Annotated in this window: 13 protein-coding genes and 2 pseudogenes; 8 read left to right on the forward strand and 7 right to left on the reverse strand. The window is 37.6% G+C overall.

Translation table 11 applies throughout. The features are described 5' to 3' along the window. Positions 1-6 precede the first annotated feature (6 nt). The 4 genes from pglZ to EDD69_RS09660 all read left to right on the forward strand — a co-directional run bounded on the left by pglZ (position 7) and on the right by EDD69_RS09660 (position 8,551). Positions 7-2,559, forward strand: a complete 2,553-nt coding sequence (pglZ, locus tag EDD69_RS09645; protein ID WP_132948758.1) for a BREX-1 system phosphatase PglZ type A — start codon at positions 7-9, stop codon at positions 2,557-2,559. Positions 2,560-2,651: 92 nt separating this feature from the next. Further along, a complete protein-coding gene (locus tag EDD69_RS09650; protein ID WP_132948759.1) occupies positions 2,652-5,840 on the forward strand; it encodes a DEAD/DEAH box helicase in 3,189 nt (1,062 codons plus the stop codon). A gap of 333 nt (positions 5,841-6,173) precedes the next feature. Next, positions 6,174-8,078: an ATP-binding protein gene (locus EDD69_RS09655; protein WP_015863622.1), complete on the forward strand. Its 1,905-nt coding sequence runs from the start codon at positions 6,174-6,176 to the stop codon at positions 8,076-8,078. A 317-nt stretch (positions 8,079-8,395) separates the two neighbouring features. Beyond that, entirely contained in the window at positions 8,396-8,551 is a 156-nt protein-coding gene (locus tag EDD69_RS09660; RefSeq protein WP_243643095.1) for a helix-turn-helix domain-containing protein, read from the forward strand. Positions 8,552-8,740: 189 nt separating this feature from the next. Here EDD69_RS09660 and EDD69_RS09665 read toward each other — a convergent pair. The 4 genes and pseudogenes from EDD69_RS09665 to EDD69_RS09675 all read right to left on the reverse strand — a co-directional run. Continuing rightward, positions 8,741-9,037: pseudogene (locus EDD69_RS09665) on the reverse strand (transposase); the annotation flags it as partial. Between the two features lie 276 nt (positions 9,038-9,313). Continuing rightward, a complete protein-coding gene (locus EDD69_RS15360) occupies positions 9,314-9,469 on the reverse strand; it encodes a hypothetical protein (protein WP_165871765.1) in 156 nt (51 codons plus the stop codon). Positions 9,470-9,759: 290 nt separating this feature from the next. Continuing rightward, positions 9,760-10,158, reverse strand: a complete 399-nt coding sequence (locus tag EDD69_RS09670) for a hypothetical protein (RefSeq protein WP_132948760.1) — start codon at positions 10,156-10,158, stop codon at positions 9,760-9,762. After that, positions 10,155-11,129 carry a ParA family protein gene (locus EDD69_RS09675; protein ID WP_132948761.1) on the reverse strand — a complete coding sequence of 325 codons (975 nt, stop codon included), beginning with the start codon at positions 11,127-11,129 and terminating at the stop codon, positions 10,155-10,157. The genes EDD69_RS09670 and EDD69_RS09675 overlap by 4 nt, the downstream gene beginning before the upstream one ends. A 95-nt stretch (positions 11,130-11,224) precedes the next feature. Here EDD69_RS09675 and EDD69_RS09680 point away from each other — a divergent pair. Then, positions 11,225-12,099 (forward strand): annotated as a pseudogene (locus EDD69_RS09680) (IS982 family transposase). A gap of 78 nt (positions 12,100-12,177) precedes the next feature. On the opposite strand, the gene EDD69_RS09685 reads toward EDD69_RS09680, so the two are convergent. From EDD69_RS09685 to EDD69_RS09695, 3 genes are all read right to left on the reverse strand, one after another. Further along, positions 12,178-13,557: a PH domain-containing protein gene (locus EDD69_RS09685; RefSeq protein ID WP_243643090.1), complete on the reverse strand. Its 1,380-nt coding sequence runs from the start codon at positions 13,555-13,557 to the stop codon at positions 12,178-12,180. Positions 13,558-13,661: 104 nt separating this feature from the next. Beyond that, complete coding sequence (locus EDD69_RS09690; protein ID WP_132948763.1) at positions 13,662-14,150, reverse strand: PH domain-containing protein; 489 nt, start codon at positions 14,148-14,150, stop codon at positions 13,662-13,664. A 40-nt stretch (positions 14,151-14,190) separates the two neighbouring features. Further along, on the reverse strand, positions 14,191-14,598 hold the full coding sequence (locus EDD69_RS09695; protein WP_132948764.1) for a DUF6414 family protein: 408 nt from the start codon (positions 14,596-14,598) through the stop codon (positions 14,191-14,193). 230 nt (positions 14,599-14,828) lie between these two features. Here EDD69_RS09695 and EDD69_RS15805 point away from each other — a divergent pair, with 230 nt between their 5' ends. The 3 genes from EDD69_RS15805 (at position 14,829) to EDD69_RS09710 (ending at position 17,070) form a co-directional block, all read left to right on the forward strand. Continuing rightward, a complete protein-coding gene (locus EDD69_RS15805; protein ID WP_132948765.1) occupies positions 14,829-14,942 on the forward strand; it encodes a transposase in 114 nt (37 codons plus the stop codon). Between the two features lie 45 nt (positions 14,943-14,987). Beyond that, positions 14,988-15,938 carry a DUF1848 domain-containing protein gene (locus EDD69_RS09705; protein WP_132948766.1) on the forward strand — a complete coding sequence of 317 codons (951 nt, stop codon included), beginning with the start codon at positions 14,988-14,990 and terminating at the stop codon, positions 15,936-15,938. Between the two features lie 175 nt (positions 15,939-16,113). Then, entirely contained in the window at positions 16,114-17,070 is a 957-nt protein-coding gene (locus EDD69_RS09710; RefSeq protein WP_132948767.1) for a magnesium transporter CorA family protein, read from the forward strand. The last annotated feature ends 224 nt before the right edge of the window (positions 17,071-17,294 follow it).

The raw sequence follows: 17,294 nt of genomic DNA on the forward strand, positions 1-17,294 counted from the left end.
TAAGATATGGATATTGTTCAAGAGTTACTGCGACTATTCGAAAAACAGCTTACGGAAAATATTGGTTCGGATCGTGCAATTGTCTTTTGGTATGATGTGCAAAGTGAGGAGCGCGATTTAGCAGAAATAGAACAAGCGTTGAATGAAAAGGGAATCAAAGTTTGGAAATTAAACGATCACAATGCCTTCCAAACAAAAGTATTGTTGGAACTCGAGGACACGGAAAGTTCGTATTTAATATACGCTCCATTTGCCAAACCGAAAGATGAAGATAACTTTTTATTAGATATCCTTCTTTACAGCGGCAAATACGGAGAATTTCAAGCAGATGAAATCGCGATTATGATGAAAGAACTTCGCATCGATCATTTAGCGATTCGACCGTTTATAGAGGAGCATTGGGCGTTTTTTAAAAACAAGCAACGAGTTGCCAAATTTAAAAAGCTACTTCCAAATAACCCAAATGCAAATGATGTAAAGCAAACGATGATGGCTGTATTATGTGATGCAAAAAGCATTCATCCGCAGGAGTTATTGAAAAGCGTTGTCGCAAAAAAAGGCGGAATATCGGATGATAATGAAGCACTCATGCAAATGGGCAAATATTTGGATGTCAATCTGTTTTTCGAGTTAATCGAAGATTATTTTGGCGTTTCACCGAAAGAAGAACACCGTCTATCCCATATTATCGAAACAATCGTTTACCAGCATGTTGTTTCCAATATCGATGAGGGTGTATTACATGTTCATTATCCTTGTAGCGTTCCAAATATTTGTAAAGTATTTATTGATGATTGGTTGAAATCGGACGAACGTGAAGGATTAGAAACGATTTTGTTGGAACTGGAACAAAAATGGAATGTGCCGCAATTAGTAGAAATGCATACGTATCAGGCGTTCATTCGTTGTTTTACGTTCCCGATTATCGAACGAAAAGTGCTTGATGCTTTGCATGAATTATTATTAAATGAAACGGTTCTTGTGAATGAGTGGAAAAGTATTTTAGCGGAACGAAGGAAAGGTTATTGGTATCAAGCGCATTTTGCACAAGAGTATGAATTGTTGGAGAAAGTACTTGATTTTTATGAATGGAAAATCATTTTTGAACGAGATGATGCACCGAAAAACGAACAAGAATGGTTTTCGTTGTATACAGAAAAGTATTATCGTATCGACCAACTTTATCGCCATATTTATCTTCTGTATAGAAAAGGAACGAATTTGGAACGTTACGAACAATTAATAGAAAGAGTAACATTTTGGTATGAGAATAAATATTTAATGACGTTAGCGGCATATACAGATCACATGTTGGAAACAAAACTTAGCAAACAATGGAACATTCCAAATGTCATGCAGCAAAAAAATTTTTATCAACATTTTATACGGCCATTGTTAGAGGCGACACGGGAGCGCATTTTTGTCATTATTTCCGATGCGCTTCGTTATGAAATAGGAATGGAATTGTTAGAAGAGTTTCAACAGCGTTTAAACACGGAAGTGAAAATCATTCCGATGCAGGCAACGCTTCCTACTTATACGCAATTAGGAATGGCGGCATTGCTTCCAGGAAAGATTACGGGGATAAAAGAAGATGGCACGATTTATGTGAATGATCTTTCTACGAAAGGCTTGCAAAACAGGAATAACATTTTGCAAATGTATGAAGTGGATTCTATCGCTTTAAAAATGGAGGACTTCATTCAATTAACTAAAGACGAAGGACAAGAGTATATTCGTGGCAAGCGCGTTGTCTATTTGTATCATGATGCCATTGACGCGATTGGCGATTCGAGCAAAACGGAAGCATATACGTATGAAGCAGTCGAAAATGCGTTAGAACGGATAAAAGCAGCCGTTCGCAAATTAACAGGTACGTATGAAGCTGTTCGTATATTTCTAACAAGTGATCACGGCTTTTTATATCAAACTTCCCAAGTCGAGCAATTTCAGAAAGCAGAAAGTTTAAAGGGAGAAATTTATGACGGGAATCGCCGTTTTGCGATAGGGAAAAACTTAACGGTCCCTGCTGGCGCGATCAAAGTGTCTCTTGATTATTTAGGAATAGATTGTGAAGCGGTAATTGCGAAGGGGCTCAATCGCTTTACTGCCGGTGGCGGATTGCGGTTTGTTCATGGCGGTGCAATGCCGCAAGAAAGCATTATTCCGTTAATCGAATACCGACAAATAAAAGGAAAAGGACGTAAATCTGAAGCGGAACGGGTAAACGTACAGGTTGCTTCGATTCAAAAAGTCATTACGAGTTACCGATTTATCGTTCCGTTTTTCCAAGAAGAAAAAGTCTCACCTGAGCGGCAACCACGAACGTTGCGGGTAGCGTTTTACCGCAATAATGAGCGAATTTCGAATGAGGTAACGATTACTTTTGATTCCACTGGAGAAGTTTCAGAACGGCAAATAGAAGTGGTGTTTCATCTTTTAGAAGACCGGTATCGAATGGGAGAAATATGTGTTTTACGCTTAGAGGACGTATCAGGACGTACCACAGAGCTGTATGCCGAAGAGGAATTCGAGTTGAAGCTGTATAGTATTGAATGATCAAGTAAGCCTTTCTGGTCATATATCCCCAGAAAGGCTGCTTTATTTTGCTATAATAAAAGGAGAAATGGAGCAAACGTAGGGGGAGCAATATGATACAAGTTGGGGATATTGTCAAAGGGCCTTTATGGCCGGAAGTAGTAGAAATAAAAAATTGTACGATGATTCAAAATCAATTTTATCAAGTGGAGGCTTATGGGAAGAATACGAGCAAGTATTACCAAGTCATTATTCTCCCTGAACAATTAACCAATATTGAAATTATCAATACATCAAATAAAAAAACATATTCTTCGGAAGAATTGCAAGACTATTTACGTTACTTTGAATTCGTTGTCGATAAAAGATTTTCAAAAACGCGCGCATTAGGGAATCAGCATCTGATCCCTTTGCCACATCAAATTGAAGCGGTGTATGGAAGAATGCTTCGCGTGCCTTCGGTGCGGTTTTTACTGGCGGATGATCCAGGTGCGGGAAAGACGATTATGGCCGGAATGTTAATTCAAGAATTAAAGGCGAGACAAAGCGCCAATCGAATTTTAATACTCGTTCCGCCGCTAGTATTGAAACAATGGCAGCAAGAACTAAAAGAAAAGTTTAATGAAGATTTTCTTATTGTTACCCGCTCGACATTAAACGAATACAGCGGCAAAAATCCGTTTGTCGAAAATGACTGTGTCATTACGTCCCTTTATTGGGCTGCGCGAGATGATGTCAGGGATCTTGTCATTGAAGCGGATTTTGATCTTGTGATTGTGGATGAAGCGCATAAAATGGCGGCATATACATCAGGGGTAAAGAAAAAGAAAACAAAGCGTACCAAATTGTATCAACTTGGAGAAATCATCTTGCGGCATAGCGATCATTGTTTATTGTTAACGGCTACTCCTCATAAAGGAGATGTCGAAAATTTTCGCCATTTAATGCGGCTTATTGACCCTGATATTTTTTCTTCCATCGGTATAAAAGAAACGTTGCGTGATAAAACAAATCCGTTTATTATTCGCCGACTGAAAGAACATTTAAAGTATTTTGATGGAACTCCTTTATTTCCAAAACGAACAACAAAAACGATTACATACCATTTATCAGAACAAGAATTAAAACTATATGAGGCGGTGACTCAATACGTCAAAGAACATTTTAATCGCGCCATCAATCGGGGAAATAATAGTACGGCGTTTGCGATGATGCTTTTGCAAAGACGATTAAGTTCATCTATTGAAGCGATTCATTTATCGTTGGAACGCCGTTATCATCGATTGATGAATTTGCTGGAGGAAGCGAAACAGAAACAAATAATTCCAGCAGAAGAAATGCTTGTCGATGAGTATGAAGAGGCAACGTTAGAGGAACAAGAAATTTTCGAAATGAAAAGCGAGACGTGTGTGGATGCCATTGATCTAGCAGAATTAGAGTTGGAAATCGAGGAGCTAAAAAAATTAATAGATTACTCGAGCTATCTTCGCGAACATGGTGTAGAACGTAAATGGATGGAATTAGAAAAGACGTTATTTGGTGTAGAGGGATTGTTGCAAAAAGGAGAAAAAATTCTCATTTTTACCGAGTCGACGGATACGCTGCATTATTTAGAAAAGAAACTGCGAGCGCATGGAGTGGAAGTCGCAAAGATTATTGGAAAATTTTCGATGGAAGAACGACAGAAACAAGTGGAAAAATTCAAACATGAATGTCCAATTATGCTGGCAACGGATGCTGGAGGCGAATCGATTAATTTGCAATTTTGCAATCAAATGATTAACTATGATATTCCTTGGAACCCAAATAAGCTTGAGCAACGAATGGGAAGAATTCATCGCATTGGGCAGAGAAACGAAGTATTTGTATTTAACTTAGTGGCTGGCAATACACGTGAAGGAGACGTTTTATTGACGTTAATGACAAAAATGGAGCAGATGCGAAAAGATTTAGGCCATGATTTAGTATACGACTTTATCGGTGATCGATTGGAAGATAAAGTGGCAGATTTGCCAACATTAATGCAGCAAGCGATTCTTCAAAGAGAACGATTAGAAGATATAAAGAAAAGTATTGACGAAGTGTTGGCGGAAGAATATGCGGATCTATTAAAAATAGCAAAAGAAGAACGTCTTGCAGTAGAAACGATCGATTTACCAGGAATGAAGAGGGAACAGTATGATCTCGCTGTGCAAAAAATCCCTGCGCGCGCTTATGCGCAATTTGCGATCAATACGTTAAGCCGTCATAGTGTAAAGGTATATCCTTCTCAAAACAACCATGTTTTTCGCATTGATCGTATGCCAAAATTTATTCGGGAATTTGCGAGAAAACACCATATTAGCTTAAAAGGAAAAGAAGAATCGTACCGTTTTACCGATATAGCTAAATATGCAAATGAAGAAGTTGCATTGATGAAAAATGACCATCCGTTATTTGCTGTATCATTGCAATTAATGAAAGAGGAAATCGAAGGGTTGGTGCTGCCATTTTTTGAAGCGAAAATCCCAATTCGTGAAGCATTAATGGCAGAAGCCTATGAAATTGGTCTAACAGATGGCACAGGAAGGGAATTATTTCGGGATATTGTCTACTTTGCGAGACGGAAAAACGGAGAAATCATAGAAATCGACTCTTACTGGCTTTATGGTTATTCATTGGAGCTAGTATCATTGCGTCCTATTGAACAAAATGAATCATCATTGCTTACCCATGCTCTCAACAAAGTGATGCAAAAACGGGAAGAGTTAGTTTTATCTAATGAAGCGCAATTAAATAAAAAAATACAGTTCCTTCGCCGTGCTTTTGACCATCAATACCAAGAAACCGTATTAAGACTTGAAAAGTACCGTAACGAAAACGAAGAAAACCGAAATTCAGCACTAATCAACCAAATGAAAGCAAAATTAATTGATATCGAAGATCGCCGTAAAGCTCGTTTGGAGGAAGTAGAACGTGAACGAAACGTAAATATCATTCCGCCAAAAAAAATTGCTTCATTCACATTATTACCTGACGACAAAACATCGTATCGCCTTCTTTCCGTTGATTATAAAGAAGCAGTCGAACGTTATGAACAAGCAAACGGTCGTAACCATGTAAAAATGTATCCTTCTTTATCTCTAGTTGATTTTATGAGCGAGGATGAACAAGGAAACCCGCGATTCATTATTTTAACAGATAATCCGGAGATGTCATTACCAGAGTCTCATTTGGAAGATTTAGCAGAGCTTCAAGGAAGTGTGTATATGTATTTCGTTCGAAATGGAGAAGTAATAAATGAACGATTAATTCTCATTTAAATACAAATATCGAATTCATGGGATCACAGAATAATGTAAATCTGTTTATGTTGCAAGCGCTAAATGGTTAATCATTCATTAAAGACAGAAGCTAGTGAGCTTCTGTTTTTTTATTTTGTGACAAGGTTCGACAATATTTTTAGTTAAATATAGGTATAATATCCATTGTCAGGACCATATTGTAGAAAACGGTTAGAAACTATAAAAAAATATTATTTTTGTGATCTTGATTATGGGGTTTTTTATTATTTTCCTTATCATTACTGTCATTTTACTGTAAGCAGGTAATTAATATATTTTAACCAAATTTAGGTATTATAGGGGGTGTTTAGTATGAAGCTACATAGTCTCTACTTAAAGAATTTTAGGGGATATAGGGAAGAAGTGATAAATTTTTCTGAAAACATGAATGTTATTATTGGAAAGAATGATATTGGTAAATCGACACTGATGGAAGCGTTAGAGATATTTTTTAACGGTGAGAATAAGGATGCTCTAGTAAAGCCAGAAATAGAAGATTGTAATGTGAATAGTACAGAAAAAGTCATGGAGATAGGTGCCTGCTTTACATTCGAAGAAGAAGAAATCACAATAATAGATTCTTCTAATCCAACATCTCTAAAGGAAGAGTATTTGTTAAATAAAGACGGATTGCTAGAAATTAGAAAAGTTTGGGATTGTTCTAAAGATAAAATAACGGCTTCAAGCCTAAAGGTTTATTTAGTGGCACACTATCCCAAAGGAATTGATAAACCTTTGATTACTCTAAAACAAGAGGAACTAAGGAAAGAGCTGCGAACTATTGCTGATAAAATTGATGATTATGATTTAATAAATAAAAATAAGAATGCTGAAATGAGAAAGGCACTATACAAACATCTAGTGAATGAAGACACTGAATTTGAAACAAGATTTATTGAAATTCAAAAAATTGACAAGGATAGTAAGAATATTTGGGATAAAATCAAATCGAATTTACCATTATATTTCTTATTTCAGTCGGACCGGACTAATTCTGATAATGATAGTGAAGTGCAAAATCCTCTTAAAATTGCTACGAAAAAGGCGTTAGCAGAGATGGAAGATCAATTAAGCCACATTGTAGAAGAGGTGGATAAAAAAGTTTCGGCAATTGCAGAAGACACAATTAATAAACTAAAAGATTTTAATGGTGAAATCGCAAATAGGCTAAAAACTAATCTTAATCTTAAATCTTGGGATTCACTATTTTCTTTCCAACTAGAAAGTGACGATGGCATCCCATTAAATAAACGTGGAAGTGGTATTAGGAGGTTAATTCTTTTAAGTTATTTTCGTGCTGAGGCAGAAAGAATTGCAGAAGAAAAAAATAATAAGAACATTATCTATGCAATAGAGGAACCCGAGACTTCCCAACATCCAAACTTTCAAAGAATGATCATTGACTCCCTATTAAAAATTAGTTCAGATGATAAACACCAAGTTATTATAACAACCCATACACCAGAAATTGCAAAAATGGTGGATTTAGATAGTTTGATTTTTATAAGTAAAGATGAATATGGTCCTCAAATAGTAAGAAAAGAAGAAGAAAAGTTAAAGGGGATAGTTAGATCATTAGGGATTTTACCAACTATTGAATCGAAAGTGGTTATTTGTGTTGAGGGAGAGAATGATATTAATTTTCTACGAAATATTAATCAAGCTATTGATGATTTTAAAGATATAATAGATTTGGAGAAGTCGAATATAACCATGATTGGAATGAAAGGGAGTAATCTAGTAAACTGGGTAAACAGAAACTATTTGAGAAACTCAAATGTGATCGAGTTTCATCTCTATGACAATGATAGGGAGGACTATAGAAAAACAATAGAGGAGATTAAAGCTAATAGGGATGGAAGAAGATTTGGAGAGTTAACTTCAAAACGTGAAATGGAAAACTATATTCCACCAGAATTAATTGAAGAAGAGTTTGGTATAAATCTAGATTTAGAAAAAATGGACTGGGATAATATAGATGTTCCAAAGGTTTTAGTGAGTAAAGGAGTTATGCAGCATATCAAATGTCCTAAAAAACGTGAAGAAGCTATAAAGGAGCGTTTGAATGGGCAACTATCTAAGAAAATTCGAAAAGAGCATTTAATTTATTCCAATAGTTATGAGGAGATAAAATCATGGTTTGAGCAAATAGCGGATTTATGCGATAAAAACTGGTATGAGCAGTTTCTTCAAACTCCCCACCACTCTTTAAAATAATAATGTATGTAAATTAGCACATTATTTTAGAATCCTTTTTCAAATTATGAATAAACGCTGTTGTTCATATGGATGACAGGCCAAGAAGAGGAGCGGCATCGTGTCGCTCTTTTTATTTTAGGGGATGGACCTTTTCGTATTCACGAATTGCTTTGTTTATCGCTAGCAGGCATCTGTAACTGCTAAACTAAAATGGACAGAATCCGACAAATAAAGTTGAACACTTATTTACCAATTTTACTCCGAACAGCTATGATAGAGGTTGAATGCTATCTAGCTGTTGGAGGGATGGAAAGGTGGATAAGTGGGAAGTGTACATGGAAATTTATCAGCTCTTAAAGCAAGGATTTAGTAAAGCCACTATCGCGAAAAAATTAAACATATCCAGAACGACATTATATAACTATTTAAAACGTTCCCCAAGGGATCGATGCCTGTCACGCCCCGAAGTATGTCGAAGGTTGATAGATTAAAAGAAACAGAGAGCCTTTGATATTCCATAAATTAATTGGCTCTCTTTCTATTTTTACCAGAAAATTCTGTTTAATAACTTAAGTTCTCTACTTCATTCGGTATCAATAAAATCGTACCCACCTATTTCCCCTCAAAAATTTCCTCAAAAGGATGACCCCATGAAAAAAGAATACCTATATACATCCAGGTTAACATTCCGACATATGAATCTGTCCAATTCGTTGGAGTATCCTTTCCGGAAATTCAAAAAGATACGCCAAAAACGAGAGAATGGATTCTCGCAAATCTGTGCGATTTCGATGAAAACGATTGGCAATGACACTTTCCTTCAGCCAGCCCCAAATCCGTTCGGCCAATTTTAAGTTCGGAGAATAGGGAGGCAGAAAGATGAGCGTCAATCGCTCTTGATGTTTCTGAAAGAAAGGACGAAGCATTTTCGCATGATGAATTTTTGCATTGTCTAGTATGACAACGATGTGTTGATTTGGGTACTCCTGTAATTAAGTAAATTTAAAAAGGATAAAAACACCTGTGCTGTCGCACGTTCTGCTTCCATACAATGAAATGGACCCGTTTGAGCGTTCACGCCACCCAATAAACTCGCAGTGGCATGATGAGGGATCTTTTTCTGAACACCCCTCATACTTCAGGTGGTGAGAAGGATTTGGTAGTCACGAATATGGCTCTCGTCCTCATAGATGAACACGCATTCGTTGGAGAAGTTTTTTTATCCATTCAATTTGATGTTGAAATTGTTTCTGTTATGTAGGATTGGCTCGTTTCAATGTATACGTTGGAAGTTGTGACACTTGAACACCAAAGTATCCTTGCATGATGAGGCGAATGGCGGCAATCCGTTTCGCCATATTTGCATGTTTCATCGTTCTTTCATAGTTCAATCGTCCAACCATGGTCATTTGTAATTTTTAATCCTTTTTTATACGATACATCTCTCTCGCCAGCTTGAAAAAGAGAATAAATGAAGAAGTGATACTGATTTCAAAGGAAATCGATCAAATCATGGGAGGTTAAATAAAACGCTTTTAAACGAATTGGAGGTGATAGCGATGAACGAGCAAGAAATTCGCGAGGCGTCGGAAGAAGTCGGAAGAATGGGGAAGTTTAAGTGTGAGTCCAGAAAATCGCTACGAATACGAAATGCGTCTCGAATGGTTGTGCGCAGATATTGTTTTGAGCGAACAGATGCTTATGTCTGTTCGCTCATTTGTTTTTGATGCTTTCTGTTCGCCATTTGGGCGTATAGTTCGGCAAAGCTGCAATGGGTGATAATCGATTCGATCAATATCTTTTTTGTGTCTTTCTTTTGCAGTTTGATGTTCATTTGTGTCCCCATGCGGAGCAGTTCTTCTTTTTTAAAAGAAGATAAAAACTGTGATGCCTCTGCTTTGTTCATGTCCTTCATCTTCTTAATCGCGTTTGAATAGTCCGCATCGTTTGGCGCTTTTTTGTTTTTTATTGGCTTATTTTGATCGCTTAATATTTTTACAGAAATATCATTAAGCATTTCATCAACGGTGCAATGTTCATAATGCTTTAAGATGACGAGTGCTTTTTCCAAAACATGTATCAGTGTTTTCACGTTCATACCACGATTCCACCACCCATCCGGTTTAAAAATTCAAGCGTAATGTTTTTGACACATTCGCTCTGTTTCGCCTGACTATTTTCTACCGCGAAGACGGGATAACTAAGAGTGGATGCACGCGTGATCGCATCCCCGTATGTTAAATAGCTGTTGAACATCACGTCGGGCGGAAGCGTGTCTTTTAGCATGTTAATCATATTCGCTTGCGTCTGTTTCGGCTGGCTTCCGTATTCGCGAATGAAATTGAAGACGATCCCGATTAACTTCGTATCGCTATACTCTTTCGAACTTGAGTGAAATCTTTCGTTTAATTCGTCTACTTTATTTTTGATCGATGAAATACCGTACGAAGAAAGTCGATCAGGAATGGCTGGGATTAAATAATAATCACTTGCATACAATGCGTTTTGCGTAATGTAGTTTAAATTCGGCGGGCAATCGATAAAAATAAAATCGTACTCATGTTTAACGGTATTTAAAATGTGGTGAAGCATTTGGAATTTATAAATGTCCCAACCAAATAAGTGCTCTTTAAAATTAGGACGTAAATAAACCGCAATATCCATGTCCGTATGAATCAGCTCGGAGTGTGCTGGCAGTAAGTCAATATGTTCGTACACTTTCCCATTTCCGCTTCGCACGTGCGCTTTTAAAATAAAGTCATTCACATCCACTTGCGGATGTTCGTTTTTTAAGTAGTGTTCGATTAAATCTTTCAACGTACCGATCGGAGGTTTATTGTGATATGCTAAGTTTTCAAACTCCTCCGGTGTTAAGCATAAAATCGAAAGGTTACATTGCGCGTCGGCATCCACTAACAACACTTTTGGATGTGAATGCTCATGCCCGACTAGTTCTAATTCATCAGATGACAAGTGTTGTAACCCAGTCGCCAAATGATGTGTCAACGTCGTTTTTCCCACTCCGCCTTTCCAGTTGATGATACTAACAATCTTCGCTTGTCGTTCCATGATGATCCCCTCCTGTTGTATATGGACGGTTTATATGTATGGGAGAGGGCGAGGAGTTATGACGGTTTTTTGGGGATAATGAAAAGAATTGGCTAGTGCAAAAACGATTGCCTAATACGAACAGTTTCTGTCACTGTTCGCAATATACCGCCATTTTATCGATCGTAATTACACAGTTGTCTTATATCGAACCACATTTGAAGAGACGCAATCGGCACTGTTGAAGCAAACTGATGATGTGATCATTGCGATTCATGTGCTTGTAAAGTTATTCGGCTTTACGTCGGAACGGGCATGGCATCGCTTTGTCGTTGGAAACCTATTCATGGAAGAGTGGTTCCCTGAACGTTCTCGATACAACCATCGATGCCGTTCGGTACGTTGGGTCATCAAATGGATTCGACATCGGCTGGCTAAACGTCGACAACATCATGCGTATGCTGTCGTGGACAGTTTATCAATCGAGTTGTGTCACTATGCACGCGTTTCACGGGTCAAACGATTCCGAGATGTGGCGGATATTGGATATTGCGCTTCCAAGAAGATGTTCTTCTACGGATTTAAGTTACACATTCAGATTACGGACCAGTCGCTTCCTATGGGATATGTGGTCACGGCTGCTTCGTATCATGATCGAATCGTGGCAGAAGAAGTCATGGCTCAACTTCCACATCCTTACACGTTAGGGGATAAAGGATACGTCAGTCGACCATTACAAAAGAAGCTTCATCATGAATACGGAATTGCTTTTTGGACACCATTCTGCAAGAATCAACAGGTTTCTTACTCTAAAGAATGGGAGCAATGGATGCGTCGAAAACGAAAAATCGTGGAAACCATCTTTTCGGTCCTTGTGGATGTGTTTCGTCTCACTTCGATCCGTGCTAACAACGTCGAAGGGTTTGAAACGGCATTAGACGGTATTTTATTGGTTTACACGCTTGTTTCTCTTGAGCTAGTTGAACAGTAGAGTTCAACTAGCACCAAGGGTAAATTATGTTTTTTCATAAATAAAGCAGCATAATTGAATATGCTGCTGGCATGCTATTTATTTGCTATTAACTTCAACGTAAGAAGTAATCGGACAAGCATCTTGCTTTAAAGAACCGTACTGCGAATGTGGATCAATCTCCACATCTTTTGTGCGTGCTTCAAACCAAGATGTGATCAACGGTTGTAGAGAAGAATCGATATCTAATAACGTTGTTACGTGGACCGGGTGTGCACGATTTGTCAGTTTTACACTCATGACACCAAAAATTCGCTGTAGCAAAGAACGCTCAAATTGCAATTCAAGCAACTTTGCCCGTTTCGTTACGAGTGTTTCTACTGTAAAGGCACCTGAGCGAAGCTGTACATGCGCATCTTCTAACCTAAACGCTGTATTACGGTATTCTCGAATGCGATTGATATAAGTAAACACCAACACAATCGCACCCAAAACAAAGAAAATTGGTTTCCAAAATCCAATAGCAGCAACGAGGCTTGCAAAAATTGGTGGTCGAAGCCAAATCAACTTTTTTGCCTTAGGGGATGCATAATGTGTCATGCTACACAGTTGAAATTCTGGCAGCATGATTGCTATTAATTCATGTGCTTTTTCCGTCGGTAAGTACGGGAAAAATTCATTAATGTTTTGGTCCTCACCCGGCGAAATTTCCCCTGCTGAAATAAGCTTAATTGTTGTCACACCGAGCAACTTTTGATAGCCATTTTGTTTGTAAATGACCGCTTGTACTTTGTCTTTACGAATGGAAAAGCTTTGCTTAGAAAGCCAGCCTTTTTGTACATAAATGCGTTCATTGTCCATTGAAATTGTATATTGATAGTAGCTATTAAACGTTTTAAAGACGCCGATACCGACAGCTGCTAATGCGGCAAGTAAGACTAGCAAGATGAGCAGCCATCCAGAAAGATGAGATATAACCTTATCTACATTAATGTATTTCTCTGGATGTACATCTAACCATATATTTAAGCCAATAGGAATGATGGCTAAAAAACTAAAGGACAATAGGGAAGCTTTCAAAATATCACGAATGGCAGTGGTAAAAAGAATTTGACGTTCAGTTTCATTGATGGCTTCCTCAGCATGTTGCTCTTGATTCCCATTTCGTAAAACATAATCCTCTATCTTGATGCAATCCACTTTGTTTACAAATTCCAATGTCACATCGCTAGTCGCTTCACCTGTTTCCATTGTGATCGATTGTACGCCAAATAATCGTTGCAAAACATTTGCCTTCGTTTGCACATTCTCAAATTTTTCACGCGGTATAAATTGCTCTGATTTAGAAAATAGGCCCTTATGTATATGAATGCCATCTTCGGCAAATACAACTTTAGTAAATAATGTCTCATAGATGCGAAACAGTAAACTGAATCCGAAAAGCGCAATCGCACCCCATTGCACAATATTCATGAACATAGAATTACTACCCGCATTTAGGAATAAAATGAAAAGTATAAACAGATTGCTTTTGATAAGGTCTAGCAGGTCATAGAATATTTTTAGCTTGGAATAGCGAAACGTCATACTTCATCAAGCTCCTTTAAACGGGCAAGCTTCGAAATATCGTCGCGGAGCTTTATAGCAACTTCTTCCTCAATATGTGGAATGGTAACGCCACCTTGCATAGTTTTAATTTCAATTGAGCGGACACCATATTTTCGCATAATGATGCCTTGAGTCAATTCAATTGATTGTATTTTCGTCATCGGCACTACAACTTCCACTTTTGTCCAAATCCCGCTTTTAATATATAAAAAATCATCCGTTAGCCCGTATCGAAAAGTTTTATAGTATATCGGTGAACTTACAAAATACGTCCACGGAATACCAATTATGGTAATGAAAAACAGGGCGATCCAAACATACCGTAGCCAGCTCCACCAGTTAAAATAATCTGTGCAAAAATAAAGTCCGGTTATAACGACAAGGGCAATGAGTGATGTAATAAGTTCGTTTAAATTGCGTACCTTCATCGCTCTAGGTGAGATTTGTTGATACTGTACTTCCATACTGTTACCTCCTTTAATTTGGAAAATTATCCATTCAATTTCATTTACGGTAAATGATAAAAAAAGTTTCGTTTGAATAAACTGCAATTAAAATTTTTGCTTCCCCTGATACCAAAATAAAACAACCTTCATAAACGTAATTGTCTTCTTCAAATAAATTAGATACTTGTATTAACTTATCATTCTCCTTTAACAAATCTAAAGCATAGTCATAAGAATAATCATGGAGAATCTTATTTGTTGATTTATTTGAGGTGTGCTTGTATCCTCCTTCTACTCCAAAAGGGAAGCCAATTGTTTCAAGCCATTTTGCCATTTTAGTATTAATATTTTTTTCATTAGCCTTACCTTCCATCATTTCTTTTATATAACCTCTATTTAATTGAGCGATTATAGAATCAACCCTATTTTGATCCAGATAAAGAAAATCTCTATAAACTTCAGTCAAAAGTATCACCTGCATTTCTATTTTTTGTTAATTTACCATATTTTTTAAAAGTCTCAAAGACTTCATATTTAAATAATTTCGGTAAGACAAACTTTTTGATGTTAGTCTAAAAAGTGGACACGGAGAACAGAGAGATTATAATAAACTTAATTATAATAGGTTCGAGGTGTCCAATCATGAAAAAGAGAGCATTTGATCAAGAGTACAAGATTCAAGCGGTTGAGTGATGCTTGGAGGGGGACAAGTCCATCGCTCAAGTGGCAAAAGAGTTAGGTTTGGCTTACAACACTCTTCACCGTTGGGTTAAAGAATACAAAGAAAGTAATGACAAAACAGCTGACTAAACTGAGCTCTCTGGAAACACCCGGAAAAAAGGAGCATGTAAAAAAATGATTATTAGTGCCAGTCGGAGAACAGATATTCCTGCTTTTTTTAGCAAATGGTTTATGGAACGCATTCGAAGCGGATATTATGTGAAAGTCAATCCGTACAATTCAAAGCAAAAGAAGATGGTCAGTTTAGCCGTTGAAGATGTGGATGTGATCGTCTTTTGGACGAAAAACCCGAAACCGTTAATGCCCCATTTAAAAACGTTGGATGAATTAGGATATCGCTATTATTTCCAGTTTACATTAAATGACTATCCGAAAGCGTTGGAGCCGAGCGTTCCATCGCTTAAATCTCGCATCCAAATCTTTAAAGACTTAAGCAACTTGATCGGAGCGGAGAAAGTGATTTGGAGATACGATCCAATCATTATTAGCAATGAGACAACGGTAAACGATCATATCGAGCGTTTCGAGCGTATCGCTGCAGAAATTGGCCCATATACCAAAAGAGTTGTCATTAGTTTTTTGGATATGTATGGGAAGGTTGAAGCCAAATTAAAAAAACTTCGTGAAGAACATGGGCTTGTATTTACGGACATCACATCACCAGACTATCGTGCTGAGTTGCACCGGTTAATGAACCACTTCGCAACCGTCGCTTCCCGCTATTCTCTTGAAATGTATTCATGTGCTGAAAAAATGGATTTAGGGCAATACGGGGTGCAACACGGGGCATGTATTGATATTAAGCTCATTCAAAAAATTTTCGGGAGCGAGCTCCGATTTAAAAAAGATCCATATCAACGTTCTGAATGTCTATGTGCTGAATCGGAAGATATGGGTGTGTATGATACGTGTAAATTCAATTGCACGTATTGCTATGCGGTAAGAAGTGAAAAGACGGTAAATAAACACTGGGAGAAACATGACGTCCACAGTCCTTTATTAATCGGACAATTGGATAACGAGGAAGTAGATTGTAGTTTGCAACTGAAGCTTTTTGATGACTGATTAGGCAATCCCTCGCATAGGAGGGTTCTCTTCCATTCAGATAAAAATATAATCCATATACTAGAAAAAGAGAGCTGTTCTTAAAAAGTCATTTTACTGACTTTTTGAGACAGCCTCGTTTTTTTATTGCAGAAATGAACAAGCTATATACTAAAAATGGAAAGGGATTCACATGATGTTATGTTATAATGCCAATACCAAACAAATACAAAAATTAGAAACACCGCGCTTGCCCCAAGATCACGAAGTATGTTGGCTGCATTTTACAGAACGGACAAAAGAAACGCTCCAAGATTTATTGGAGAATCTTTCTATTCATCCGTTAGCCAAGAAAGCGTTATTAAACGGAAGTGATTTTCCAAAAGTCGATGAATACGAAAAGTGTGCATTTGTTTCCATCTTTATTGTCAATGACCAATTTCAAAAAACACAGCTGCGGATCATTGCAACAGAACAATATGTCATCAGCTATACAGAGAGGGAAATCGAATTAGCCAAGAAGCTGTTTGTCCATCTCCAACACCATCCCGATGACCTGTCTCATCCGGGATATGTTTTATATCAGTTTCTAAATTCAGCGGCAATGGAGTATTTAGAGTTGGTTGATTACATTGCCAGCCATATTCAAGCACTGGAAAAACAAGTCTTTAAAACACCGTTTGCCAACGAAATCGGTCATCTTGTATTCCGCTGGAAAGTACGAATACATGAACTACGGCAAATCGCTGAAGCGCAGGAAGAAATGATGAAAACGATTGGACATTCCGATTTTCCTTATGTCAATGAAGAAAGTAATCCGTATATTCAAGATGCCATCGCCCGGTTTTCCCGGGTAACGTCGGCCTTAGATACGTTCAAAGAGACGCTGACAGGCATTTTCGATTTACAGTTATCGTTAAAATCTGACCATATGAATGTCATTATGAAAACATTGACGTTAGTCAGTGTTGTTTTTATCCCGATGACATTTATCGCCGGGCTTTACGGAATGAACTTTGAAAAGATGCCGGAATTAAGATGGGAATATGGTTATTTCTATGCGTTGCTGCTGATGGCGTTCCTAGGGGGCGGCATTGCCCTTTACTTTAAGAAGAAAGGATGGTGGGGTGAGCGCAGCAAGCATCAAAAATAAATGGCTAAACATTGTTGCTTTTCCCAGCGTGACATAGCACTTTTCCAACGACAGTCGAAAAGCTATAGGAAAGAAACAGAAAATAAAGTGTTCTAATAAAGGTTGACGAATGACTACGGTCAACCTTTTTTCAATGATCAGATTGAGAATGGTTTATAAGAATTAGAGGTGAAATTTATTGGGAGGATATAAATATCAGTCCGAACTCACAAACGAGTTCGGAT

It is taken from the genome of Thermolongibacillus altinsuensis (assembly GCF_004341205.1).
GTDB classification, from domain to species: Bacteria; Bacillota; Bacilli; order Bacillales; family Anoxybacillaceae; genus Thermolongibacillus; species Thermolongibacillus altinsuensis.